A 26070-nucleotide genomic window follows, 5' to 3' on the forward strand; every position below is an offset into this window, starting at 1 on the left:
CACGGTCGACTGGTGCCACGAGTACATCGACGCTGGTATTCCCGGCGTACCTGTCGGATTGTGCACAGCAGGCGCGGAATTGACGGACGGCGTCCGAGGTTGACTGCTGCGACCGACCAGCGGACGGCAGGTCGGGTGAGTGAGGGAACCAGATGAGCGCGTGGACGAGGCGGCGGGCGACGCCCGGGCAGACGACAACGACCGGCAGACGACGCGGCACAGTGGTGGCGGCATTGCTTGCCACGATGGCGCTGGTGCTCGCCGGTTGCTCCGACGACTCGGACGCCGGACCCGCGGACACCTGGTCCGACAGCTGGGTCACCGCACAACAGCCCGCGGTCGATATCTGGTCACCGAACTGGTCGAAGAGTGGATTCGCCGATCAGACCGTCCGGCAGGTGATCCGGCCGACGCTAGGTGGTGACGAGGTACGGATCAAGTTCTCCAACCTGTTCGGTGAGCGCCCGCTGCCGATCACCGCCGCGACGATCGCCGAACCGGGTGACGGTGCCGCGGTCCGGGCGGACAGTGTGCGACCGCTGCTGTTCGATGGTGCTGCGTCCACCGAGATCGCCGTGGGCGCGGAAACCAGCACGGATCCGGTCGGATTCACCGTCACCGCATTGCTGCCGGTGACGGTGACGATCTACCTCGCCGAGGAAACCGGTCCGGCCACCTTTCACCAGATCGCCAACGCCACCACCTACCGGGCGAACGGCGATCATGCCGCCGACCCGGCAGCGACGGCGTTCGCCGAAACCAGCAGCTCCTGGTACTATCTCGCGGACCTCGAGGTGAACAACGCAGGCTCCGAAGGTTCGGTCGTGACCTTCGGCGACTCCATCACCGACGGCGCCGAAGCCACCACCGACGCCGACAACCGCTACCCGGATGTGCTGGCCACCCGGCTGGCGGCCGACGGATCGGGCCGTGCGGTGCTCAATACCGGCATCAGCGGTAACCGGGTGCTCACCGACTCCGACTACACCGGGGAGAGCGCCACCACCCGGTTCCGACGTGATGTCCTCGACCGGGACGGCGCGAGCACCGTCATCTTGCTGGAGGGCATCAACGACATCGGGGCAAGCGAGCTCGACGAGCCCTGGGTGAAACCCAATCCCGAGGTCAGTGCCGACCAGCTCATCGCGGGCTATCGGGAGCTGATCGGTGTGGCCCGCGCGGACGGCCTGCGGGTGGTCGGCGCGACGCTGACCCCGTACAAGGGCGCGCCGTACTTCAGCGAACGGGGCGAAGCCGTTCGTGACGCCGTGAACGTGTGGATCCGGTCCTCGGGTGAGTTCGACGCCGTTATCGACTTCGAGCGTGCCCTGGCCGCCCCCGACGACCCGGATGCGTTCGCGCCTGCCTTCGACAGCGGCGACCACCTGCATCCCAGTCCGGCCGGCTACGCCACCATGGCTCAGGCCATCGCCCTCGCCGACCTCTGACCGGTCTCGCTGCGGCGCCCACCAGCAGATCTGCTGGTGGGCGCCGAATCATCTGCTACCTCCCGAGGCGATCATCGTCTCGATTGCGCTTGCGGTGAACATGCTGCGCCGGGCCGTGCCGCTGGGCATCCTGGAGGTGGCGCAGGCGCGGAGCAGGGTGGTGATCGGCATGGACGATGCCGCGATGGATGCGTACTCGCGAACGGTGATCGCGGTGGCGGCCTCGGTGACACCCCATGTCGCGAGCGTGCGGGCGCGGCGGGGGAGCGGTTCGGCGGTGGTGGTCTCCGCGGACGGGTACCTGCTGACCAACGCGCATGTGGTGGGCGGCTCCCGTGGAGGTGAGCTGGTCTTCGCCGACGGTTCGGAAACCCGGTTCGATGTGGTCGGCGCCGACCTGCTGTCCGACCTGGCGGTGCTCCGTGCCCGCGGCGGCGCGCCCGGCGCGGTAACTCTCGGCGATGCCGACACCTTGGTCGTCGGGCAGTTGGTGGTGGCCGTCGGCAGCCCGCTCGGGCTGGCGGGGTCGGTGACCGCAGGTGTGGTCAGTGCGCTCGGGCGTGCCGTACCGGTGGCCTCGCGTCGGGCGGGGCGGGTGATCGAGGACGTCATCCAGACCGACGCCGCGCTCAATCCGGGCAATTCCGGTGGCGCGCTGGCCGATTCGGCGGGACGCGTCGTTGGTGTGAACACCGCTGTCGCCGGTATCGGGCTGGGACTGGCGATCCCGATCAACGCCACCACCCGCATGATCGTGCGGACCTTACGGGCCGATGGCCGGGTCCGCCGGGCCTACCTCGGGCTGGTGGGGGTGCCCGCTCCGTTACCCGCGGAGGTCGCTGCCCGCACCGGCCAGGACGGCGGTGTCCGCATCGTGGAGGTGATCGGCGGTGGCCCGGCCGATCACGCCGGTCTGCGCCGCGGTGATCTGGTGCTGAGTGTCGCGCGCACCGAGGTCAGGGACGCGCAGGGTATCCAGCGTCAGCTGTTCGCCGACGCGATCGGCTCACCTCTGCCGGTCACGGTGTTGCGCAACGGGGCGATGGTCGATGTGATCGCGGTACCGAGTGAACTGACCGTCGACTGATCGACGACGCGTGATCCGCCCCGACGCTTCGTCAGTCGGTGGCGGGTACCGACGCGGCGTCGTGCTCGCGAGGCGCGGGTTTCCATCGCGCATCGACGGCCAATCCGACCACGCCGATCGCCAGGCAGATTCCGGAGATGACGACCATCGCGGGATGACTACCTCCGGTCAGCGCGTCCGCGAGGATCACAGTGGCGACGGTGCCGGGGAGCGAACCGATGATGGTGGCGATCAGGTACGGCCAGAACCGGATCGAGGACAGCCCACAGCAGTAGTTAACCACCGAGAACGGCGCGATCGCGATCAGGCGCAGGGAGCCGACCGCGAGCCAGCCGCGTCGCTCGAGCCGATCGTCGATCGCGCGTACCGCCGGATGAGTGAGCCGGGAGGCGACCTGGTCACGGTCGAGGGCACGGACCAGCAGCAATGCCAGCGCCGCCGCGACCGCTGTTGCCGACAGTGCCACGGTGACTCCGAGTCCGGACCCGAACAGCACCCCGCAGCTCACGGTGAGCACGGTCCGGGGCACCGGTGCCACGGCAACCAGGGCATACCCGCCGAAGAAGACCAGCGGGAAGAGGGGACCGACGCTCTCGGCCCAGTCCTGGATCTGTGCCGGATCCGGCAGCTCGATCAGCATCGCGACGACGAAAAGCGCGCAGATCCCGAGGATCAGCGCGACGGTACGCCGGTCTCGGAGCAGTCGACTCACCCGCGCAAGGTTACCGGTTGGTAGCGGTGGCCTCGGTCAAGTGCGTATTGGCGTCCCGCTAGCATCAGAGGAAACGAGCCGAATACTCGTTAACCAAAGTGTCCGCTGAGCTGGGCGGATGCACAGGTATGGGCGTGCAGGAGTGGTGCGCCCGTACTCGAATGGAAGAGGGAAAGCAGCGTATGCCGATAGCTTCAGAGCCGGTGCCCGAGTACGCCGCCTGGCGTAAGGGCGTGGCGGGTGTGCTGGCCAAGGCCCGCCGGGTCGATGCCGCGGAGCTTCCGGACGAACCCGAGAAGCTGCTCGAGGTCACCACCTACGACGGCCTCACCATTGCCCCGCTGTACACCAGCCGTGATGAGCTGCCCGAGCAGCCGCTGCCGGGACAGTTCCCGTTCGTGCGTGGCCGCGACGCCACCCGTGACGTGCACCGCGGCTGGTTCGTCGGTGACCGTTTCGCCGGCGCCGACGGCGCGAGCGTGAACCAGGAGATCCTCGCGCGCCTGGAAAACGGCATCAGCGCGGTCTGGCTGGGTGCGGGAGAGCGCGGTGTGCCGGTTGCGCAGATCCCGGCGGCCCTGTCGGGTCTGCTGTTCGAACTCGCGCCACTGACCCTGGACGCGGGCGCGGCGACGGTGCACGCCGCCGAGCAACTGTTCCAGGTGCTCGATGGATACAACACCCCCGCACGCGGCGATGTCCGGGCTTCCCTCGGTGCCGCGCCGCTGACCAGCCGGTTCGCCGGCCTCGATGATCTGGACCTCGCCGACACCGTTGCGCTGGCAGCGCAGGCGTCCGGCCGCGCCGAGACGGTGCGCGCGATCACCGTTGACGGCCGCGTCTTCCACGACGCGGGCGCCGCGGACGCCCAGGAGCTGGGCGCAGCGGTCGCCGCCGGCCTCGAATACCTGCGCGCTATGACCGGCGACCTCGGTGTGGTCGCTGCGCTCGGCCAGCTGGAGTTCCGGTTCGCCGCCACCGATGACCAGTTCGCGACCATCGCGAAATTCCGTGCCGCGCGCAGGCTCTGGGCCCGCGTCGCGCACGTGTGCGGTGCACCCGATGCCGGTGGCGCTCCGCAGCACGCGGTGACCTCGGCGGCCATGATGAGCCGCCGCGATCCGTGGGTGAACATGCTGCGCACCACCCTCGCGGCGTTCGGTGCCGGAGTCGGTGGCGCCGACACTGTGACGGTATTGCCGTTCGACGCCGCGCTGCCAGCCGATGAGCTCGGGGTCTCGCGGTCGTTCGCCGACCGGATGGCACGCAACACCCAGCTGTTGCTGCTCGAGGAATCGCATCTGGGTCATGTGCAGGACCCGGGCGCCGGTTCCTGGTACGTCGAGGACCTCACCGCCGAACTCGCCGCCAAGGCGTGGGCATTCATGCAGGAGATCGAGGCCGCGGGCGGATACCTGGCCGCGCTGGAATCGGGTCTGCTCGCCGAGCGGATCGCCGCGACCAAGGCCACCCGTGACGCCGACGTCGCGCACCGCAGGACCGCGGTCACCGGCGTCAACGAATTCCCGAACCTTGGCGAGAAGCCGCTGTCGGAAGCCGCACGCACCCAGATCGGGGTGGCGAGCTACGGCGCCGCGTTCGAAGCGCTGCGCGACCGCTCGGATGCCTATCTGGCCGCCAACGGTAAACGGCCGATCGCGCTGCTGGTTCCGCTGGGCACCGTGGCCGAACACAACGTGCGGGTCACCTTCATCGCGAACCTGCTGGCCTCCGGTGGCATCGAATCGGTCAACCCTGGGCCGTTGGACATCGACGCGATCGCCGCGGCGGCTGCCGAATCCGGTGCCGACCTCGCGGTGCTGTGTGGTTCTGATGCCCGGTACGGCACCGAGGCCGGCGCCGCCGCGCAGCAGCTGCGGTCGGCGGGCATCGAGACGGTGCTGCTGGCCGGTCCGGAGAAGGCGGTCGCCGACCTGGACGGCGCACAGCGCCCGGACGGATTCCTGACGGCGCGGATCGACGCGGTCGCCGCCCTGTCGGGGCTGCTGGAGAAGGTGGGAGCCTGATGACGACACCCGATATCGAGCACCTGATCGGCAGCTTCGCCGACGTGCCGCTCACCGAGCGGGCGCCCGAGCCCGCCGCGGTCGATGCCGCGCAGGTCGCCGACTACGTGCGCACGGCCGCACAGGCCAACAACTACACGCCCGAACAGCTGGTGTGGTCGACACCCGAAGGTATCGACGTCGCACCGGTGTTCACCAAGGCCGACCGGGATGCCGTCGCGGAGGCGGGCTTCCCCCTCGACAGCGTTCCTGGTACCGCGCCGTTCGTGCGCGGTCCGTATCCGACGATGTATGTCAACCAGCCGTGGACCATCCGCCAGTACGCGGGTTTCTCCACCGCGGCCGACTCCAATGCCTTCTACCGCCGCAACCTGCAGGCCGGTCAGAAGGGTTTGTCGGTGGCCTTCGACCTGGCCACCCACCGCGGCTACGACTCCGATCATCCACGCGTGCAGGGTGATGTCGGTATGGCCGGTGTGGCCATCGACTCCATCCTCGATATGCGTCAGCTCTTCGATCACATTCCGCTGGACCAGGTCAGCGTCTCGATGACGATGAACGGTGCGGTGCTGCCGATTCTCGCGCTGTACGTGGTCGCCGCCGAGGAGCAGGGCGTCACGCCCGAACAGCTGGCCGGAACGATTCAGAACGACATTCTGAAGGAGTTCATGGTCCGCAACACCTACATCTATCCGCCGAAACCGTCGATGAGGATCATCTCCGACATCTTCGCCTACACCAGCGCGAAGATGCCGAAGTTCAACTCGATCTCCATCTCCGGCTACCACATTCAGGAAGCCGGTGCGACGGCGGATCTGGAGCTGGCTTACACCCTCGCCGACGGTGTCGAGTACATCCGCGCCGGTATCGACGCGGGCATGGAGGTCGACAAGTTCGCGCCGCGGCTATCGTTCTTCTGGGCGATCGGCATGAACTTCTTCATGGAGGTGGCCAAGCTGCGCGCCGGCAGGCTGCTGTGGAGTGAGCTGGTCGCGAAGTTCGAGCCCAAGAGCGCGAAATCGTTGTCGCTGCGTACTCATTCGCAGACGTCGGGCTGGTCGCTGACCGCGCAGGACGCCTACAACAATGTGGCGCGCACCTGCATCGAGGCCATGGCCGCCACCCAGGGCCACACCCAGTCGCTGCACACCAACGCCCTCGACGAGGCGCTGGCGTTGCCGACCGACTTCTCGGCCCGCATCGCCCGCAACACCCAGCTGCTGATCCAGCAGGAGTCGAACACCACCCGCCCGATCGACCCGTGGGGCGGCTCGTACTACGTGGAATGGCTGACCCATCAGCTGGCCGACCGCGCCCGCGCGCATATCGCGGAGGTGGAGGCGCACGGCGGTATGGCGCAGGCGATTTCGGAGGGCATTCCGAAGCTGCGGATCGAAGAGGCCGCCGCCAGGACCCAGGCGCGTATCGACACCGGGCAGCAGCCGGTGATCGGCGTGAACAAGTACCAGGTGGAAGAGGACCACGAGGTCGAGGTTCTCAAGGTCGAGAACTCGCGCGTGCGCGCCGAGCAGATCGAGAAGCTTCGGCAGCTGCGCGCCGACCGCGACCAGGCCGAGGTCGAGCGGGCGCTGAACGAATTGACCCGTGCCGCAGGTTCTTCCGAGGTCGGTATGGAGAACAACCTGCTGGCGCTGGCCATCAATGCCGCTCGCGCCAAGGCCACCGTCGGCGAGATCTCCGATGCGCTGGAGAAGGTGTACGGCCGCCATCAGGCCGAGATCCGTACCCTGTCGGGTGTGTACCGCGACGAGGCAGGCAAGGTCACCAACATCACCACCGCCGGTGATCTGGTCGAGGAGTTCGCCGAGGCCGAGGGCCGCCGCCCCCGCATCCTGGTGGCCAAGATGGGCCAGGATGGCCACGACCGCGGTCAGAAGGTGATCGCCACGGCCTTCGCCGACCTCGGGTTCGACGTCGATGTGGGCCCGCTGTTCCAGACCCCCGAAGAGGTGGCGCGCCAGGCAGCCGACAACGACGTGCACGTTGTCGGCGTGTCGTCGCTGGCGGCCGGCCACCTCACGCTGGTGCCCGCCCTGCGGCAGGCGCTGGCCGATGTCGGTCGCCCCGACATCATGGTCATCGTCGGCGGTGTCATCCCGCCCGGTGACTTCGAGGAGCTGTATGCCGCTGGCGCGGCGGCGATCTTCCCGCCCGGCACCGTGATCGCCGACGCGGCGATCGATCTGCTGAAGAAGCTGGCGGCCGAACTCGGGCACGAGATCGGCGCCTCGGTCGAGGCAGACAGCGCCGAATGACCAAGCGCGTCATCGATGTCGACGCGCTCGCCCAGGCGGTCCGCCGTAACGAGCGGGCCGCCTTGGCGCGGGCGATCACCCTGGTCGAATCGACGAGAGCCGATCATCGGGAGCTGGCGCAACGGCTGCTGCTGCAGCTGACTCCGGCAACCGGTGCGGTGCTGTCGAACCGGGTCGGTATCACCGGCGTGCCCGGCGTCGGTAAGTCGACCTTCATCGATGCGCTCGGCATGTACCTCATCGGGCGCGGGCATCGGGTCGCGGTGTTGGCCGTTGACCCGTCCTCGACCCGTACCGGCGGTTCGATCCTCGGTGACAAGACCCGGATGGCGCGGTTGTCGGTGGAGGCGGACGCCTACATCCGGCCTTCGCCGACGGCAGGCACCCTCGGCGGTGTCGCCAAGGCGACCCGCGAGACGATCGTGCTGCTGGAAGCGGCAGGCTATGACGTGATCCTGGTGGAGACCGTCGGCGTCGGCCAATCCGAGGTGACGGTCGCCAACATGGTCGATGTGTTCTGCTTCCTGACGCTGGCCCGGACCGGAGATCAGTTGCAGGGCATCAAGAAGGGCGTGCTCGAGCTCGCCGATCTGGTGGCGGTCAACAAGGCCGACGGCAAGCACGAACTCGAGGCCAAGAAGGCCGCACGGGAACTGGCGGGCGCACTGCACCTCATCCATCCGCACGATGCGCTCTGGCGACCACCGGTCCTGACCATGAGCGGTCTGGAAGGCGTCGGCCTGGAGAAGTTCTGGTCCACGGTGCTCGAGCATCGCCGCGTGCTGACCGATGCGGGCGAATTCGACGAGAAACGCCGCCGCCAGCAGGTCGACTGGACCTGGACCATGGTGCACGACCAGCTGCTACGCCGCCTCGCCGACAACCCTCGGGTCAAGGCCCTGCGCGACGATGTCGAGAAGCAGGTTCGCGAAGGCGGCCTCACCGCGGCCCTTGCCGCCGAAGAGCTGTTGCGCGCCTTCGACAACGACTGATCGCGCCGCTTCGGCACTCGGTTCACGCGTCGTCGACCGGCGCGATGTCCGGCAGGTCGAACAGGCGCGCGGCGTTGTCATGGGAGACGGCGCGCAGCCAGTCATCGCCGAGGTCGAGGCGCTCCAGTGCCGCGACGGCGTGGTGGTACGGGTACGGGATGTTCGGAAAGTCGCTGCCGAACAGGATGCGGTCGCCCAGATCGCGCAGTCTCGGCTGGTCGGCGGTGGGGAAGGGGACCTCCTCCTCGGAGAAATCGGTGAATGCCATGGTGGTATCCAGGTGGACGCCGGGATAGCGGTCGGCCAGGTCCATGAACTCGGAATACTCGGGCATCCCCATATGCGCGACGATCAACCGGAGCTGCGGGTAGCGGCGCAGGACATCGGCCATCGGGCCCGGCCCGGTGAATTCACCGGGCGCAGGACCGGAACCGCAGTGAATGAGGACCGGCGTGCCCGCCTCGGCGAGCAACCCCCACACCGGGTCGAGGAGCGGATCGACCGGCGAGTAGGCGCCGACCTGGATATGCGCCTTGAACACTCGCGCGCCATCCGCCAGCGCGGTGGCCACATAGTCCGCCGCGCCGGGTTCGGGATAGAAGGTCGCAGTGTGCAGGCAGTCGGGGACCTCGGCGGCGAATTCGGCGGTCCACGAGTTGAGCCAGGCCGCCATCTCTGGCTTGTGCGGGTACACCAGCGAGGTGAACGCACGGACACCGAAGTCGCGCAATGTCTTCAAGCGCACCGCTTGATCGTCGCGGTAGGTGATCGGCCATTCCCGCCCGGTGAGCGGGCCCGCGGAATCGAAGTACGCCCACACCTTGCGCATCACCTGGTCCGGCATGAAATGGGTGTGCACGTCGACGATGGCGGGCAGACCGAGGCGTCGGCGGAACCCGGCGAGGTAGGTGGTGGTGTCGTCGATCATGGCGCCTCCTGAGCGTTCGCGGGGACCAGCCGGCCCACCGGGGGATATACCGCGGCGGCGAAATCACCGACCCGGCCGATCAGCCGGTCGAAGAACAGTTCCGGGTCGGTGCCGATCACGATGTCGGCATTGGGTTCTCGCCCCCACATGCCCGCCCAGTCCGCCACCGTCGTGGCGCGGGTGAGGGTCCCCGCGAGCTCGACGTCCACCGTCGCTGCACGCGTGCGCGCCAGCGTGGGGTCGAGGGCGACCGCCGCGGCGAACGGATCATGCATATGCGCCAGGTATCCGAGGTCGAACGAGTGATGGAAGTCGAAGTAGAAGCGCACCGCGTCGGTGAGATGGCGGATGATCGGATTGCTGGTGGCGGACCGGGCCTGCGGCGGGTCCGCGGGCGACACCGCTTCGGCGGGTGTACTTCCCGCGCGCTCGGCGAGCCGGACCAGATGCTCGGGACGCATCTCGATCGTCTCGGTGATGTCGAGTGCGCAAATCAGCGGGCGCCGGTCCGGTGGCGCGGCGGAGAAGGCGTCGAAAACCTCTTTGGCCGCCTCGGGATCGAGATGCACGTTCCACTCGTTGGTCGGCGTCGTATTGCCCGGATGGTTGAACGCGCCACCCATCACGACCAGGCGGCGCAGTAACCGCGGCAGCGCGGGTTCCCGCCGCAGGGCAAGCGCCAGATTGGTGAGCGGGCCCGTACACAGCCCGACGATCTCACCCGGGTGCGCGCGTGCCAGATCGACCCATAAGTCGGGAGCAGGGCGCTCCGATACCGCCCGATTCGGTGCCGGCAGCTCCGCGTATCCGACGCCGTGGGGTCCGTGGGTGTCCTCGGTGGTCCGCAAGGCGATGGCGAGCGGTTCCGCGGAGCCGAGCGCCACCTCGATATCAGGTGCCCGGCACAGGTCGAGCCAGGCGAGATTGTTGACCGCAACCTGCGCGGCGCCCACGTTGCCCGCGGTGGACGCGATGCCGAGGATCTCGGCTTCGGGGCTGGCCAGCAGGTAGAGCAGTGCCAGCGAGTCGTCCACCCCGGTATCGACGTCAACGATGATCTTCTGCCGCACACCCCGAGCCTATCGAGGCGGATTCCGGCGGCTGCGGCCCGGTCGATCACATGCGGTGCGACGGCGCCGGTGACGACCAGGTCGGCTGATCCCACCCGTATCGTCGCGCCGGTGCCGGGTAGTCGGGGTATTCGGCGAGTGCGGGGATGGCGGTGGTGACGTTGCCGTGGGCGAGGGCGTACTGCGGATCCGGTTCGGTGGCCGCAGGGTGGCGCAGTGTGCGTTCGGGTGCGGCGAGTAACCAGGACGCGGTGCGCGCCAACGACACCCGGATATCGCGGCCGATGCCGTCGGCGGCGCGGGCGACGAGCGCATCGATCACCCCGGCGGCGAGCAGATAGCCCGAGGCGTGGTCGAGCGCCTGCGCAGGCAGCGCGCTGGGGACCGCAGGTGCACCTTCGATGATGGCGATGCCGGTCGCGGCCTGCACGATGCTGTCGAAGCCACGGCGCATTCCCCATGGGCCGGTATCGCCCCAGGCGCTGACCCGCCCGTGTACGAGGCCCGGCCGGATCGTCAGCCCGGCGTGTTCGAGCGCACCGGGCCGGTAGCCGGTCACCAGGACATCGGCGGTGTCCAACAGTGCGTCGATACGCGTGCGGTCGGTGCGTAGATCGAGCACGGTGGACCGTTTTCCCTGGCAGGTGTCACGGAACTGCCACGGAATCTCTGGCAGACCGGGCGGGTCGATTCGCAGGACATCGGCGCCGAGCAGAGCGAGCGTGCGGGTCGCCACCGGACCGGCGATCACCCTGGTCATATCGAGTACCCGGACACCGCGCAGCGGCAGAAACGGCGTCGCCCCGTCCGGGAGACCGATGCCGCGTGCGTCGGCTCGGGCGGTCGAAGAAACCACCGGCCCTGCGGCGGCGGCCCGTGCCTGCGGGGTGGCCGCCCATTCGCGTTCGGTGCGCACCCGCACCGCGATGGCGCCGGTGGCAGCCGCCGCGTCCTCGATATCGGTGGCGCGGCTCATCGCGATCTGAGCTACCGCGAGGTCAAGGGGAGCGTTGGCGGGTAGGTTCAGCGCCGCCAGCAAGCGGGCCCGGTGATGCGGATAGTTGGCGTGGGTGCGGACCCAGCCATCGAAGGTCGGGAAGAAGCCCGACAGATCGGCGAACATCCCCACCGGCGCCCCATCGATGCGCAGCAGCCGTTCACTGGCGAATGCGGCCGCGACGCGCTGCGGGTCGATCCGGTGCCGTACGGGGTCGAGCCCGTGCGCAACGCGCAACCGGTTCGCCGCACCGATGACAGCGGCGATGGCGCCGGCGGCGAGCCCGGCCACGGGGAGCGCCGCGGCGAGCGCGGTACCGAACTCCGGCGCGGGTGTGACGGAATGATCCTCGACACCGATGCCATCCTGGTAGTCACGGACCAGCCGCTCGTGCACACTCACCGCACCCAGCGTAATAGCCATCGACCGGAACGGATTCCGACGTGAGCAGAACCATCACCCCCACCGCATGGCTGCGTGTGCTGCGCCCGGATCCGGTCGCGCGCCACCATGTGCTGTGCCTGCCACCGGGCGGCGGATCGGCCACCGCGTACCGGGCGCTCGCCGAGCAGCTCGGCCCCGGCTATGTGGTGGCCGCCGTGCAGTATCCGGGACGGCAGGATCGGCTGGCCGACGCCGCGATCCCCGATATCGGTGAGCTGGCCGACCGGATCGCGGCCGAACTGCTGGCACAGCCGCGGATCGAGCACCTATCACTGTTCGGTCACAGCATGGGTGCCACGGTGGCGTTCGAAACCGCGCGCAGGCTCCAACGCGACGGTCGGCCGCCGCAACTGCTGTTCGTCTCCGGCAGGCCAACCCCCGATCACCGCGAGCCCGCCCGCCTGCACCTCGGTCCCGACGACGGGCTCATCGACGACCTCGAGCGGCTGGCCGCAGATCCGGGGCCCGTCCGGATATTGCGTAACGAACCGGGGTTGGCCGACCTCGTTCTTCCGGCCGTGCGCAACGACTATCGCGCGGTGGAAACCTATGCCTACCAACCCGGCCCGGCCCTTACCGTCGATATCACCGCGTTCGTCGGCACCACCGATCCGACCACCTCGGCCGCGCAGCTGGACCGCTGGCGAGAATTCACCACCGGCGACTTCACCAGTTCGCAGTTTCCCGGCGGCCACTTCTATCTCGACGATCGGCCGACAGAACTGGCCGCGGCCATCATCAACCGACTCGACGGTCAAGCCGCCCACCGGTAAACCCGTGTCACGCGGACGATCCGGCGACCGATAAAAGCGAAATGCACGATCGCGGTGGCATCCGCAAATCGCCGGTACAGCACGCTTCCGACTCGAAGCCGCACAGCTGGTGCGAGATCACCAGGGGGAGGGCCGGTAGTCCTTGAGGAAGCAGCCGTACAGATCGTTGCCCTGCTCGCCCTGCACGATCGGGTCGTACACACGTGCAGCGCCGTCCACCAGATCCAGCGGCGCCCGGAACCCCTCGTCGGCCAGCCGGATCTTGGTGTAGTGCGGGCGTTCGTCGGTGATCCAGCCGGTATCGACGGCGGTCATCAGAATCGAATCCGCTTCGAACATTTCGGTGGCGCTGGTGCGGGTCAGCATGTTCAACGCCGCCTTGGCCATATTCGTATGCGGATGGCCCGCGCCCTTGTACGCCCGCCCGAACTGGCCCTCCATCGCCGAGACGTTGACGATGTACTTGCGCCGTGCCTGCGCCGCCGCCATCGCCGGCCGCAACCGCGATACCAGGATGAACGGTGCGACCGAATTGCACAGCTGCACTTCGAGCAGCTCGGTGGGATCCACCTCGCCCACGGTCTGCACCCAGCTGTTGGTGTGCGCCAGATCGGGCACCAGGCCACCGGCATCGATGGCGACACCGCGGGAAATGCGCTCCGGCGTCGCCGACCCAGCCACCAACGCCAGCTCGGCCACGTCGTCGGCGGACAACGTGGGGGTGAGCGAGGCGGTGAGGGCGCTGGGATGGGCCTGCATCGTCTTGCCGAAGGTCACCACATCGGGCAGTTCCCCGGCCGGCAGCGGCATGGATTCGGCGTCGACCAAGGCACTGTAGGCGCCGGCCGAGCGACGCACCGTCTGCGCGGCATTGTTGATCAGGATGTCGAGCGGGCCCCGGGCGGCGACATCGTCGGCCAACGCCACCACCTGCGCCGGGTCACGCAGATCGATGCCGACGATGCGTACTCGGTGCAACCAATCCGCGCTGTCGGGCTGGGCGGCGAAGCGGCGGATGGCGTCGTTGGGGAATCGCGTCGTGATGGTGGTGTGCGCGCCGTCGCGCAGCAGCCGCAAGGCGATGTACATGCCGATCTTGGCGCGTCCACCGGTGAGCAGTGCCCGCTTGCCGGTGAGGTCGGTGCGTGCATCGCGGCGGGCATGGCTGTCGGCGGCGCAGTCCGGGCACAGCTGGTGGTAGAACGCGTCGACCCGGGTGTAGCGCTGTTTGCAGATGTAGCAGGGCCTCGGCCGGATCAGCGTGCCTGCGCTGGCGCCGGTGGCGGTCGAGCTGATCGGGATGCCCGCGGTCTCGTCGTCGATCCGCTGGGGAGAACCCGTGGCGGTGGCCGCGACGACCGCGCGATCGGCGTTCGACACCGCATCCCGTGCCGCCGAGCGCCGCCGCTGCTTGAGCTTTTTGAACATATGCCCGACTGCGCGCTGCACCGCCACCGAATCCGGATGATCCTTGTCGAGCTGTCCCGCCTGCTCCAGCACCCGCAGACAGGTGGCGAGCGAGTCCGGATCGATCGTGGTTTCGGTCATCGGAAGTGGAGACATCCTTCATGAGCTGGGCGAGTGTCGCGCCCATTGTCTCAAACAGGGTCCGGTGACCAGCCGCTCACCTCCACCCTTGGCGGCCGATGAGGACGCGCGGTTCAGTTGCGCAGCGCGGCCAAGGTGGACTTGGCGGACTCGGTCAGCTTGTCGATGACCTCCGATTCCGGCAGGGCCCTCGCCGAACTGTTCGACGATGATGACGCGGACAGGTACTGCGACCAGGTGAAGCGGCCGATGATCCAGCCATCGCGGACCATGATCGTGACCGTGGGGGCGGGATCGCCCGCCTTGTCGGGCTCGACGGTGACATAGGCTTCATCACCGACCCCGGAGACCTTCTCGACCCGGCCCTCGGCACCCGAGTCGGCATACGGGTTCTCCCAGGTATCGAATCCAGCGATGAACTCGGGACCCGGATCGGTCTTCTTGTGGATCGTCACGCTGGAGTACAGAGACGCGTCCTCGTAGTCGTCTTCCCGAGCACCGGGGGCGAGAAGCCGTTGGGCGCAGAACATTGTGTCCCTCGCGGCGTGCTCGGTACCTGTGAAGTTCGGGTAGTCGTTCATGCCCGACATGCTCTTCGTGGAGATCGTGTAGCCGGATTCGGTGAACGGTTCGGTGTCGGCGAGGTCGCAGAAGTCATCGGAATAGGCGTAGCCGCGCAGATCCGGTTCGCCTGGCGCGACTGCGCTCGAGCCGCCGCCGAATCCGCCGAACGCGAGAACCGCGCCACCCCACACCACCGAGGCGACGACGATGCCGCCCACCCCCCACAACCAGCCCTTACCGGAGGTACCGGCGGAGGCCGGGCCACTGCCGGAACCCATCGGGCCGAACGACGGTGCGGGCTGGGCGAAACCCGGTCCGCCCGGTCCGTATCCACCTGGCGCGAATCCTTGTTCCTGCGGTGCGAAACTCTGCCCCTGCGGCGTGAAGCCCTGCCCTTGCGGTGCGAACCCCTGGCTCTGGGACGTGAACCCCGCGCCTTGCGGAGCGAATTCCTGGCCCGGTGGCGTGAAGCCCTGGCCCGGCAGGGCGGCCTGGCTCTGCTGCGCGAACCCCTGACCCTGCTGCGGTGAGAACTGGCCATATGGCGCGTTGGGCTGGGCGAAACCGGGGCCGGACTGCTGCTGTGCCGACGACCCGAAACCGGGAGCGGGTTGCGCGAATCCTTGGTCCGCCATCGCAGGACCGTACGGCGGGCCGGGAGCCACGCCGGTCGGCGGCGGTGCGGGTGCGAATCCACCCGGGGGCTGATCGAAGGAGCGCAGCAGCGTCGGATCGTGCTGCGGGTCCGGTGCACCCGGCTGGCGCAGCACCGTCGGTTCGCCGGGGGAGACCGGCGGGTGCTGAGGCACCTCGCCCGTCGGGTTCGGCTGATCGCCTTGTGCGCCCGGCTGATTCGAAGATTCCCCCGATGTCGTCATGGCGGGGAACGTACCACTGCCGCCGCCTGCGCGCCCATCCGAGCCGCACGCCGGGTGACCGGTGTTCTCGCCGGTCGTTACCCGCGCGCCAGCGCCTCGGTGACTTCCGTCGGCGCATCGGGTTCGTTCGCCACCAGGGCGGCAACGAACGACCGCGGCTCGGCAGGTAGATGCCTGGTCAGCGGCAGCATTTCCAGCCACAGTCCCTCGGCCGCAGCGATATCGACGCACGCGCCGAGGAACTGCTCGTCGTGCACCGCGGGTCGTGCGGCCAGCGTCGCGAGGGTCGCCGAACTCATGGCGCTGGTCACCGGCATCAGCGTGGCCAGCGCGTCGAGTTCGACTGCCGCCGCGATCAGTCCATCGAGTACATCGTCACCGAGTTCGGCGCAGATATCGCCCAGCCTGGCCTTGTTCGCGTCGTTCACCGTGGCGAGCAGGTCGAGGCCCTGCGCCCACAGCCGTTCGGTATGGGCGGCGCGAATGATCCCGGGCAGCCGGTCGGCGACGATCCCCATCAACGTGTCGATGGAACTCTTGTCCTCCATCAGGAATCCGATGCGCAGCAGATCGGCGTCGCCGGTGACCGCAGCGGCCGCCCGCAGTGACGGCTCGGGCACCACGCCGACGAAACGGCCCATCGTGACGTGTTCCTCGCGCGCGAGCAGCTCGGTCGCGACCGCAGCGACCTGCCGGGGCGGCACCTTGGCGATCACGTCGGCGGTGCGCCGGGGATCCAGCGCGGTCGCCGCCTCCGCCAGGAACGGTGCAGGCAGCGCGGCCGCGATATCGACCGCGCGCCGCGGGTCGACCGAGGCGGCGACGGCCGCACACAGCACCGGCCCGAAGGCATGGCCGGCGATCTTGGCGCTGATCGCCACCGGCACGAGATTGGCTGCGGCGGCGACCCGCGCGAGCTTCGATCGATCACGGTCGAACAGCATGTCGGTGCTGCGGTCCCGGAATTCGCGGATCGCGTCCGGCGGCAGATCTGCGAGGAAGTCGAGTGTGCCGGTCTCGACGCCGAGAAGCCGGGCCAGTTTCGTGGTCTCGGCGAGCGCCAACAGATGGTTGCTCATAGTCCGAGAGCCTTCTTCACCGCGGGACGCATCAGGCGCGGGATCAATCGCAATCCCGACTCGAACGCCTCGCGCATCTGGTCGGCACGACGAGCCGACGCGCCGTGCAGCATCTGGTCGAGCTGCACGAGTTGTGCGTCGGTGAGATCGGCGAAGGCCGCGGGCAGGGGAACGCCCAACGTCCGGGACAATGTGTCGGCTGCGGTGGTCATGGTGCCTTTCATCGCGAATGGCCAGAGCGCCCGGCACGGCGCCGGGTGCGGTTCAGTGCGTGGTGCGGAAGGCGGGATCGCTGTCGGCACGCAGGTCGTTGACGAAGTTGGCGATCGCTTCGCCGACCAGCAACGGTTCGGTGACCGGTAGCCAGTGGTCGGCGGGCAGTGTGTAGCACCACAGCCGATCCACGCGTTCCTGCACCGCGGCGCGCATGCCCGGGCGTGCGGCCGGGTCGGCGGCATCGAGCAGCAGCTGGACCGGGACGGCGGTGTGCTGATCGCGCGGATGCCGCAGGTGATGGCCGAGGTTGGCGCGGGCGATGCGCAGGCCCGCGACCAGATCGGCGCGCCAGGTCGGCGCGATCGGCGCATCCGCGCGGGGCGACAGTCGTGTGGCCCGCCGCAATCCGGCACGCACGCGCGGCTGATAGGCCACGCGACGTAGCAGCGACGGCGACGAATGTAGCGTCGCCCGCGCTTCGTCGAGCGCCGAGGCCACCGCAGTGGGTCGACGTCGTGCGATGCGCCGAGTGGGAGCGGGCGGTTCCGCAGAGTGGCGGCCGAGATCTGCGCGCCCGATCGTGTCGTGACGATGTGGCGCCACAACTTCCGGGCGAGACGCGCACCCGCCGCCTGCCCGCTGCGATGTCGCGAACCGGCGCACCGTGCGCGATTGCATCCGCTGCACGCTGCGTTGGGTGCGATGCCGCAGCTGATGCAACCACAGGCCGACATGGTCCAGATGCGGCGCCGAGAGCGCGGTGAACGAGGCGATACGGGTGCCCGCCCGCGGATCGGCCACCGCTTCCCATCCTTGCATCGCACCCCAGCCGTGCCCGGCCAGATGCACCGGACGACCGGGGGAGACGCTGTCGAGGACCGTGTAGAGGTCCTCGGCGAGGCGATCGAGGCGATAGGCGCCGAGACCGCTCGGGCTGCCGGAACGGCCGTGCCCGCGCACGTCATAGGTGATGACACGGAATTCGTCGGCGAGCGTCGCGGCCACCCGCGCCCAGGTCCGGTGCGTATCGGAGGCGCCGTGAACGAGCACCAGCGGATCGGCCGCCGGGCTGCCCCATTCGTAGCCGGCGATCTCGATGCCGTCGACCTCGATCGTCCACCGGCGGTCGGGCGCAGGTCCGTACATCGGGGCGCGGCGGGAGTCGCGCGGTTCGGTCATCACGTCACCTCGTTCAGCGTACTGGCGGTACGGTTGACGATACTGACAGTACGAGCCGTCGTAAATCCGCGCCGACCAGGTAGATGCTGATGTGTGATGGATCACTGAAATTTGAGGTTTGCCGAAGAAGTGTTCTGTTCGAGTAGTGCGTACCGTCAGTACGTGTATGCTCTGCCAGCAGGGTCGGTGGTGTTGCATCGAGGGGTGAACGCCGCCGCACTCGCCAACGTCTATTTCGCCGCTACGTCACCGGCCAGTCGGAGATGAACCCATCGTGAACCGCACCACCGTGCGCACCGCGCCGCGGTCCGTCGGCCGCGACGAGATCGTCGACGCGGCCATCAGGGTGATCGACCGGGACGGTCCGCGCCCGAGCATGGACGACATCGCGCGCGAGGCGGGCATCACCAAACCGCGCCTGTATCGGCGCTTCGCGGACAAGGCCGACCTGTTCACCGAAATCGGCAATCGCATGGCGAAGTCGGCATTCGCGGCCGCCGGCAGCGACCTGACCCTGATCCTGCAACCGCCGCGGGCGGCGTTGAGCACCGTGCTGACCGCCTATGCCGACGGCATCCTCGAACACCCGAACGTCTTCCGCTTCCTCGGCCAGGCGCAGACCGGCCATGATCGCGACGGTTCGGTCGTACAGGTCGACCTCGGGCGACAGGTCGCCGGGCGTCTGGCGAAGCAAGCGAGTGCCGTGGCCGGAGCAGTACCCATCGATGACAGCGGCATGGACTATCTGGCGCGCGCCATGACCGGGGTGGTCGTCTCGATCACCGATCTGTGGCTCGGCGGCGACGATCCCGGCCGGGACGTCGGCGAATTCGTGGATCAGACCACCGAATACGTCTGGGGGCTGATCGACAGCTTCCTGCGGCGCCGCGGCATCGACGCCGACCCGGCCACACCCATCTTCACCACCCTCGCCGCGGTCGACACCGACCACTGAACCCGTCCGCACTCTCTTCGGTCATCCGTGTGCACGGCTTGTTGACAGAATGCCAATAGTGCGCGAATCTGAGACAGGATGCCCGGGCATGCCGGGTGGAGTTCGAACAGAGGATGCGACGATGGCACGCCCGATATGGAGTGACGACGAGGTCGAAGCGGTGCGGGATCTCGCACGCAGCTACTTCGAGCGCGAGGTCGTTCCGCATGAGGAGAAGTTCGTCGAGCAGGGCCATCCCGACCGCGAGCTCTACCGCACCGCGGGCAAGCTCGGTCTGCTGTGCGCCGCGCTGCCCGAACCCTTCGGCGGGGGTGGCACCTTCGCCCACGAGGCCGCGATCATCGAAGAACAGGTCCGTGCGGGCGACGGCGCCATGGGCATGCCCGTGCACAGTGCGATCATCGCGCCCTACCTCGCCGAATTCGGCTCCGAGGAACTCAAGCAGCGGGTGCTACCACGGGCCGCCAGCGGTGAGATGGTGCTGTCGATCGGAATGACCGAACCCGGTACGGGCTCCGACCTGCAGAACATCAAGACCCGCGCGGTGCGCGATGGCGACGACTACGTCATCACCGGTTCGAAGATCTTCATCACCAACGGCTGGCTGTGCGACGGCATCATCATCGCCGCCAAAACCGATCCGGAACAGGGTGCCGCAGGCGTCTCGCTGCTCTTCGCCGAGGTCGGCGACGACACACCGGGTTTCACCAGAGGTCGCATCCTGTCCAAGATCGGCGGTAAGGGCCAGGACACCGCCGAACTGTTCTTCGACGGTCTGCGCGTCCCCGCGACGAACCTGCTCGGTGGGGTCGAGGGGCAGGGCTTCTATCAGATGATGCGGATGCTGGCCCAAGAGCGCCTGGTGACCGCCATCATGGCCGTCGCGATGATGGAACGCGCCGTCGAGCTGACCGTCGAATACACCAAGGGCCGCGAAGCGTTCGGCAAGCCGCTGTTCGCCATGCAGAACACGAAATTCGAACTCGCCGAGTGCGCGACCTTGACCACGGTGAGTCGCACGTTCCTCGACGAGTGCATCGCCAAGCACCTTCGTGGCGAACTCGACATTCCCACCGCTGCGATGTCGAAGTACTGGTTGACCGACCAACTGGGTATCGTGGTTGACCGCTGCCTGCAACTGTTCGGCGGCTACGGCTACATGACGGAGTACCCGATTTCCCAGCTCTACACCGGCGCCCGTGTGCTGCGCATCCTGGCGGGCAGCAACGAGGTGATGAAGGATCTCATTGCGCGGTCTCTCTGATACCCCTGCCTCCGCCGCCGACGGGCAACCGCGCCGTCGGCGGCTCGAGCCCGACGAGCGGCGGGCCCAGATCCTGGCCCAGGCCATCGAGATGTTCGGTGAGCGGCCCTATGCCGCGGTATCGACGGCCGAGCTGGCCCAGCGTGCCGGCGTGGCGCGCGGCCTGATCAACCACTACTTCGGTAACAAGCGTGACCTGTACTTGGCCGTGGTGCGCCGGATGGTGACGCTGCCGCGGCTCGACGACATGGTCGTGCCCACCGGAACCGAACGCGAACGGGTCGAGGCCAGCGTGCACTGGCTCCTGGACACCATCTCCGAGCATGGCAGCACCTGGGTCAAGGTCACCAGCCACGAGGGCGTCGGCGACGATCCCGACGTGCAGCAGATCCTCGATCAAGCCGACGATGTGGCCGCCGAACGGCTGCTGCTGATGATCGGTCTGGCCGATTCGGCACACAGTGCGTCTATGCGCGCGATGGTGCGTGCCTACGGCGGCTTGGTGAAAGTGGCCGGACGTGAATGGATCACCCGCGGCACCCTGTCCCGCGCGCAGGTCAACGGCCTGCTGGTGGACATGCTGCTGACCCTGGTCGCGGAGTCGCTACCGAAGGTCGATAGCGGTCACTGACGCTCGCCGCGGATCAATCGTGCTGTGTTCGTTACGGATAAGCCGGACATGCCGGCTTGCTATCGGGTAATGCGATCCGGGCATTCACAGGACGATTCGGCGACGGGGCTCTATCCTTCTCGGTGTCGGGGCGGGGCCGGATCTCCGGGGTTTCCGCGCGACGGTTAGTGGGAGAGGGACCTCGAATGGCAGATTCGCAGCGCTGGGCAGATGAGCGCTGGCCAGAAGTTCGGCACGACACCAAGACCGCGGCCCGCCGCGGACGAGGCGCCGTTGTCGACGACGCGCACGACGACGAATACGACCAGGACTGGCCCCACCGCGCCTACGACGAGCCCGACGCCCGCCGAATCGTCAACCCCTATGCGGTGATTGCGCTGGTCGCGGCCCTGCTGCTGCTGATGCCCGTCGCGATCGTGTTCGGGCTCATCGCTTTCAGTCATCCCCGCGGCCGTGTCATGGCGTTGTTCGCAGTGCTGATGGGTTTGGCCGAGGCGGCGATCATCGCGGCCCTGATCGTGGCGCCGGGCGACCTGCTCTCGGATGTCGCGTCGCGGACCGAGGAGCTCGCATCGACACAAACATCGCAGACCGTCGTGGCCACACAGGCTTCGGCGACCGGCCCGGGCGCCCTCGCACCGGGGGAGAACGTCGGGCCGACCGAGGCGGCGCCCACCGGCGCACCGGCCTCCGAGGCACAGCAGGCTCCCACCGGGGCGCCCACAGCCACCCTTCGCACCGCATGCCCCGAGGCCGGCCTCATCGGGACCGCCGCTGACGGATCGACACTGCTGTGCCTGACCGCGGCAGCCTCGACCACCGGCTTCCAGTGGAAGGGCCCCTACACGGTGTCCGAGGTCGTCGGTGAGGGTGGCACCAGCTGTACACCGGGAGTCGCGGCGACGGCCCGGACCGCGGACGGGCGTGCCCTGGTCTGTGAAGGGCAGGGCCGCGGCGCCACCTGGGTGCTGTGGACCGCGTGACCCACCAGTAGCGTCCGACCGGGTGATGTCCGAATGTGACAGAGACTCGTCATTGCCGTCATAGGCGGCAGCGGCGAGGATGAATGCGTGTCCATCACCCATCGAGTCGTCATCGCGGTGTTTCCTGAGGTCGATCTCCTCGACGTCACCGGCCCGGCCGAGGTATTCGCCCTGGCCAACCGGGAAACCGCGGGTCGTGCCGGGTACCAGGTACGCCTGGCCGCCCCGACGGCCGAGGCTGTGACGACGTCGGCGGGCGTGCGGCTGCTGCCGGATCTGACCTTCGACGAGGTCGACGGAAGAATCGACACCCTGCTGGTACCGGGCGCGGTCGAGATGACCGATGACGGCCCCATCGCCCGGATCGATGACGATGTGGTGGCGTGGCTGATGTCGACAGCACCACGCGCCGAGCGGGTGGCCTCGGTATGCGTCGGCGCGCATCTGCTCGCCGCGGCGGGGTTGCTCGACGGTAAGACCGCCACCACGCACTGGTCCACCGCCGCGCAGCTCGCGGCCCGCCACCCCGAGGTCACCGTCGATCCGGATCCGATCTTCGTGCGCACCGACCGCGGCCGATTGTGGACCGGCGCGGGCATCAGTGCCTGCCTGGACCTGGCGCTGGCGTTGGTCACCGAAGACCTCGGCGAGCAGACCGCGCTGGGGGTGGCGCGCCAACTGGTGATGTACCTCAAACGGCAAGGCGGACAAAGTCAGTTCTCGGTTCCGCTGAGCCGACCCGCACCCGCCCGCCGTGACATCGACGAGTTGCGGTTGTGGATCGCCGATCATTTCGACCAGGACCTGTCGACAGAGGCACTCGCGGTCCGGATGCGCCTGAGCGAACGCCATTTCGTCCGTGTGTTCAAAGATGAGATGGGTATCGGGCCGAGCGCCTATGTCGAAGCGACCCGCGTGGAGGTCGCACGACGACTGCTCGAGACCACCGACCGCAGCCTCGACCAGGTAGCGACGAGCTCGGGACTCGGCTCGGTGGAGACCTTGCACCGCGCCGTCAAACGCCAACTCGGCACCACCCCGGCGGCCTATCGCCGCCGCTTCCGCACTCGGACGGCCTGACCGCCCGAACCAACGACCTCCCCTCGGCATTCGTGCGAGGAGGGGATTCGCCATGCCCATTTCCCTTGAAAGGCTGTTCCATGACCACAACCCACTCCTCGGAATCCCTGCGCACCGTCGTCGGATTGGACAACCGGGCGCCACGGCTGGGTGAATCCGCGCTGATCATGATCGATTTCCAGAACACCTACCGGACCGGTGTCATGGTCTTGGACGGCGCGGAGGAGGCCATCGCCGCCGGCGCACGACTGCTGGAACGCGCACGCGCCGCGGGTATTCCTGTCGTGCACATCGTCAATGACGGCGGCGAGGGAACGCCCTACGATATCCGCGCCGAGATCGGCTCCATCAGCGCCGAGGTGGCACCGGTCGAAGGTGAACCGGTGGTCGTCAAGCAGTTCCCCAACGCCTTTCACGCCACCGCACTGGAGCAGACCCTGCGCGACGCCGGTGTCGAATCCGGGCGGGATCTGGTGCTCGCCGGTTTCATGACACATATGTGCGTCGGCTTCACCGCACAGGGCGCGTTCAACCTCGGCTACCGGCCGACCGTCGTCGCCGAAACCACCGCCACCCGCGCCCTCGCCGCACCCGACGGCACGGTTGTGCCCGCGGCCGCACTGCAGGCAGCGGCCCTGACGACCGTCACCGACCTGTTCGGCGTCGTGGTCCCGACCGTGGACAGGCTCGAGGACTGAGCCGACGGGTGTGCGGCCGGGGATCCGCCCCCACACCCGAATCAGTCGGCTTTCTTGGCGCGGCTCGGCTGTACCCGCGGCGGCTCGTTCGGCATCTTCGGATACTGCGGCGGCCACGGCGCATCCATGAGTCCGGCCGCCATATCGCGTCCCGACATCTCGAGCAGCGGCTCGATCGACTGCGCAGACCGATCGGCCCACGGGTCGCCGCGCTCGGCGAGCCGTTCCGGCACCGTCGCGATGGTCAGCTCCTCCGGCACCACCGAGTCGAGTTCGTCCCAGGAGATCGGTGTCGACACCTGGGCACCGACCTTGGGACGCACACACCAGGCACCGAAAACCGTTTTGTGCGGTGCATTCTGGTTGAAGTCGACGAAGACGCGGCTGCCGCGTTCTTCCTTCCACCATTGGGCGGTGATGTGTTCGGGGTGCCTGCGCTCCAGCTCACGCGCCAGCGCAACGGCCGCGGCGCGCACCTGGTATCCGTCCCATTTCGGTTCAAGCGCGACATACAGATGCAGCCCACGTGACCCGGATGTCTTGACGCGTGCGTCGATACCGAGTTCGGTGCACAGCTCCCGGGTGCGCACCGCGGCCTCGCGCAGATCATCGAAGCCGATACCGGGAGACGGGTCGAGGTCAACGCGCAGTTCGTCGGCGATACGCAGATCGTCGACGTGGTTGGGCCAGACGTGGAATCCGAGACAGCCCTGGTTGACCGCCCACAGGATATGGGCCAGATCGTGGGCGACGAGCGCGTCGCTGGTGGTGCCATTGGGAGTGGACACCTCCACCGTGTGCAGCCAGTCCGGTGCGGATTTCGGCACCCGCTTCTGGAACCACGATTTCCCCGAGGCGCCGTCGGGATAGCGTTCCAGCAGCAGCGGCCGATTGCCGATCACCCCGAGTAGCGGCTCGGCCACGGCCAGGTAGTAGCGCACCAGATCCAATTTCGTCTCACCGCGCTTGGTGAAATACACCTTGTCCGGGTTGGAGATGGTGACGCTGCGCCCGTCGACCTCGATATCGACCGATTCGCTCACCGGGCCACCTCGGAACCGAAGATGGCGGCCAGTTCGGCGGGGGCGACCTCGTCGAGCTGGGCGTAGGTGCAGGATTCGGGGGTGCGGTCGTTGCGGAAGCGGACCAGCCTGCCGCCGTGCCGGAACCGGCCCGACTGCACATGTTCATAGCGGACCTCGGCGACCAATTCCGGACGCAAGGCCTCCCAGGACAGGTCCTTGCCGCCGGTCCACCGGCTCACCCCGCCGGGCATTTTCCCGTCGGCCCTGGCCTGCGCCGCGGCATCGGCCCAGTCACGCCACGGATGATTGTCCAAGGCGCCCGCACGCCACGGTTCCAGCTCACCGATGAGCTGTTTGCGTTTGGCGGCGGTGAAGCTGCTGGCGACGCCGACATGATGCAGATTGCCCTCGTCGTCGTAGAGGCCGAGCAGGAGCGAACCGATACCCTCGCCGTCCTTGTGCCAGCGGAATCCGGCGACGACGCAATCGGCGGTGCGCTCATGCTTGACCTTGAGCATCACTCGCTTGTCCTGCAGATACCGCTGATCATCGGCCTTGACCATGACGCCGTCGAAACCCGCGCCCTCGAACCGGGTGAACCAGTCCTCGGCCACATCGGGATCGGAGGTGATCGGCGTCAGATGCACCCGCGCGAGCTTGGTGTCGAGAATGGTCTCGAGCAGGCGCCTTCGCTCCCGGAACGGTTCGCCCGTCAGATCGTCGTCGCCGAGAGCGAGCAGATCGAAGGCGACGAAGCTCGCGGGGGTTTCCGCGGCGAGCTTGGCCACCCGCGAGGCCGCGGGGTGCAACCGCAACTGGAGGGTGTCGAAATCGAGTCCGGCCTCGGTGACGATGACGATCTCGCCGTCGACAACGCACCGTGGCGGCAGCGCCGTGGCGAGCAGGTCGGCGACTTCGGGGAAATACCTGGTCAGCGGTCGGTCGTTACGGGATCCGAGCTCGATATCGGCGCCGTCGCGGAAGACGATGCACCGGAATCCATCCCATTTGGGTTCGTAGCTCAGGCCCGGCTCACGCGGCACCGCGGGCGCGGATTTGGCGAGCATCGGGCGCACGGGTGGCATCACCGGTAGGTCCACGCGATCCTCCTCGGGGTCGGTCCTCACCGATGTCGACGTCGCGGCCGACGAGGAATCATCGGTGCCGCGATCGTATGCGGCGGCACCGACAGCGTGGGGGATCCACGACAACGGCG

23 protein-coding genes are annotated in these 26070 nt (G+C 68.1%); 12 read left to right on the plus strand and 11 right to left on the minus strand.

Annotated elements, in window-relative coordinates; translation table 11 throughout:
• Positions 1 to 152: 152 nt before the first annotated feature.
• Positions 153 to 1448: an SGNH/GDSL hydrolase family protein gene (locus GV792_RS01070; RefSeq protein ID WP_163821693.1), complete on the plus strand. Its 1296-nt coding sequence runs from the start codon at positions 153 to 155 to the stop codon at positions 1446 to 1448.
• A gap of 169 nt (positions 1449 to 1617) precedes the next feature.
• Entirely contained in the window at positions 1618 to 2535 is a 918-nt protein-coding gene (locus GV792_RS01075; RefSeq protein WP_163822182.1) for a S1C family serine protease, read from the plus strand.
• Positions 2536 to 2566: 31 nt separating this feature from the next.
• Here GV792_RS01075 and GV792_RS01080 read toward each other — a convergent pair whose 3' ends face one another.
• Positions 2567 to 3247: a TVP38/TMEM64 family protein gene (locus tag GV792_RS01080; RefSeq protein WP_175583288.1), complete on the minus strand. Its 681-nt coding sequence runs from the start codon at positions 3245 to 3247 to the stop codon at positions 2567 to 2569.
• A 182-nt stretch (positions 3248 to 3429) separates the two neighbouring features.
• Between GV792_RS01080 and GV792_RS01085 the strand changes: the two genes are divergently transcribed.
• The 3 genes from GV792_RS01085 to meaB are packed head-to-tail and all read left to right on the plus strand — an operon-like array spanning position 3430 to position 8542.
• Positions 3430 to 5274, plus strand: a complete 1845-nt coding sequence (locus GV792_RS01085; protein WP_163821694.1) for a methylmalonyl-CoA mutase family protein — start codon at positions 3430 to 3432, stop codon at positions 5272 to 5274.
• Entirely contained in the window at positions 5274 to 7550 is a 2277-nt protein-coding gene (scpA, locus tag GV792_RS01090) for a methylmalonyl-CoA mutase (protein WP_163821695.1), read from the plus strand. The genes GV792_RS01085 and scpA overlap by 1 nt, the downstream gene beginning before the upstream one ends.
• Positions 7547 to 8542: a methylmalonyl Co-A mutase-associated GTPase MeaB gene (meaB, locus tag GV792_RS01095; RefSeq protein WP_163821696.1), complete on the plus strand. Its 996-nt coding sequence runs from the start codon at positions 7547 to 7549 to the stop codon at positions 8540 to 8542. The genes scpA and meaB overlap by 4 nt, the downstream gene beginning before the upstream one ends.
• Positions 8543 to 8564: 22 nt before the next feature.
• Here the strand turns inward: meaB and GV792_RS01100 are convergent, their stop codons facing one another.
• The 3 genes from GV792_RS01100 to GV792_RS01110 are packed head-to-tail and all read right to left on the minus strand — an operon-like array spanning position 8565 to position 11939.
• The gene (locus GV792_RS01100) at positions 8565 to 9470 is read right to left on the minus strand and encodes an amidohydrolase family protein (protein WP_163821697.1); all 906 of its coding nucleotides are present in this window, start codon (positions 9468 to 9470) and stop codon (positions 8565 to 8567) included.
• Entirely contained in the window at positions 9467 to 10540 is a 1074-nt protein-coding gene (locus GV792_RS01105; RefSeq protein WP_163821698.1) for a nucleoside hydrolase, read from the minus strand. The genes GV792_RS01100 and GV792_RS01105 overlap by 4 nt, the downstream gene beginning before the upstream one ends.
• A gap of 46 nt (positions 10541 to 10586) precedes the next feature.
• A complete protein-coding gene (locus GV792_RS01110) occupies positions 10587 to 11939 on the minus strand; it encodes a CoA transferase (RefSeq protein ID WP_309139058.1) in 1353 nt (450 codons plus the stop codon).
• 41 nt (positions 11940 to 11980) lie between these two features.
• Here GV792_RS01110 and GV792_RS01115 point away from each other — a divergent pair, with 41 nt between their 5' ends.
• Positions 11981 to 12754: a thioesterase II family protein gene (locus GV792_RS01115; protein ID WP_163821700.1), complete on the plus strand. Its 774-nt coding sequence runs from the start codon at positions 11981 to 11983 to the stop codon at positions 12752 to 12754.
• Positions 12755 to 12871: 117 nt separating this feature from the next.
• On the opposite strand, the gene GV792_RS01120 is transcribed toward GV792_RS01115, so the two are convergent.
• The 5 genes from GV792_RS01120 to GV792_RS01140 form a co-directional block, all read right to left on the minus strand.
• Positions 12872 to 14302: an SDR family NAD(P)-dependent oxidoreductase gene (locus GV792_RS01120; RefSeq protein WP_163821701.1), complete on the minus strand. Its 1431-nt coding sequence runs from the start codon at positions 14300 to 14302 to the stop codon at positions 12872 to 12874.
• A 113-nt stretch (positions 14303 to 14415) separates the two neighbouring features.
• Entirely contained in the window at positions 14416 to 15744 is a 1329-nt protein-coding gene (locus GV792_RS01125) for a hypothetical protein (RefSeq protein ID WP_163821702.1), read from the minus strand.
• A gap of 77 nt (positions 15745 to 15821) precedes the next feature.
• A complete protein-coding gene (locus GV792_RS01130) occupies positions 15822 to 16823 on the minus strand; it encodes a hypothetical protein (RefSeq protein ID WP_175583061.1) in 1002 nt (333 codons plus the stop codon).
• Entirely contained in the window at positions 16820 to 17035 is a 216-nt protein-coding gene (locus GV792_RS01135) for a hypothetical protein (RefSeq protein WP_163821703.1), read from the minus strand. Before GV792_RS01135 ends, GV792_RS01130 begins: the two co-directional genes overlap by 4 nt.
• A gap of 52 nt (positions 17036 to 17087) precedes the next feature.
• Positions 17088 to 18218 (minus strand): alpha/beta fold hydrolase, encoded by a 1131-nt coding sequence (locus GV792_RS01140; RefSeq protein WP_163821704.1) that lies wholly within the window; start codon positions 18216 to 18218, stop codon positions 17088 to 17090.
• A gap of 274 nt (positions 18219 to 18492) precedes the next feature.
• On the opposite strand from GV792_RS01140, the gene GV792_RS01145 reads away from it, so the two are divergent.
• From GV792_RS01145 to GV792_RS01170, 6 genes are all read left to right on the plus strand, one after another.
• Positions 18493 to 19173 (plus strand): TetR/AcrR family transcriptional regulator, encoded by a 681-nt coding sequence (locus GV792_RS01145; protein ID WP_309138561.1) that lies wholly within the window; start codon positions 18493 to 18495, stop codon positions 19171 to 19173.
• Between the two features lie 121 nt (positions 19174 to 19294).
• Entirely contained in the window at positions 19295 to 20437 is a 1143-nt protein-coding gene (locus GV792_RS01150; protein WP_163821705.1) for an acyl-CoA dehydrogenase family protein, read from the plus strand.
• Complete coding sequence (locus GV792_RS01155; protein ID WP_163821706.1) at positions 20421 to 21068, plus strand: TetR/AcrR family transcriptional regulator; 648 nt, start codon at positions 20421 to 20423, stop codon at positions 21066 to 21068. Before GV792_RS01150 ends, GV792_RS01155 begins: the two co-directional genes overlap by 17 nt.
• A gap of 185 nt (positions 21069 to 21253) precedes the next feature.
• The gene (locus GV792_RS01160) at positions 21254 to 22051 is read left to right on the plus strand and encodes a hypothetical protein (RefSeq protein WP_163821707.1); all 798 of its coding nucleotides are present in this window, start codon (positions 21254 to 21256) and stop codon (positions 22049 to 22051) included.
• Positions 22052 to 22138: 87 nt separating this feature from the next.
• Complete coding sequence (locus GV792_RS30190; RefSeq protein WP_163821708.1) at positions 22139 to 23131, plus strand: GlxA family transcriptional regulator; 993 nt, start codon at positions 22139 to 22141, stop codon at positions 23129 to 23131.
• An 80-nt stretch (positions 23132 to 23211) separates the two neighbouring features.
• Positions 23212 to 23829, plus strand: coding sequence for a cysteine hydrolase family protein (locus GV792_RS01170; RefSeq protein WP_163821709.1), 618 nt, complete (start codon positions 23212 to 23214; stop codon positions 23827 to 23829).
• 41 nt (positions 23830 to 23870) lie between these two features.
• Here the strand turns inward: GV792_RS01170 and ligD are convergent, their stop codons facing one another.
• Entirely contained in the window at positions 23871 to 24872 is a 1002-nt protein-coding gene (gene ligD / locus GV792_RS01175) for a non-homologous end-joining DNA ligase (protein WP_163821710.1), read from the minus strand.
• Positions 24869 to 25954 carry an ATP-dependent DNA ligase gene (locus GV792_RS01180; protein WP_178124411.1) on the minus strand — a complete coding sequence of 362 codons (1086 nt, stop codon included), beginning with the start codon at positions 25952 to 25954 and terminating at the stop codon, positions 24869 to 24871. The genes ligD and GV792_RS01180 overlap by 4 nt, the downstream gene beginning before the upstream one ends.
• Positions 25955 to 26070: the final 116 nt, after the last annotated feature.

Source organism: Nocardia cyriacigeorgica (genome assembly GCF_010868145.1).
Classification (GTDB): domain Bacteria; phylum Actinomycetota; class Actinomycetes; order Mycobacteriales; family Mycobacteriaceae; genus Nocardia; species Nocardia cyriacigeorgica_D.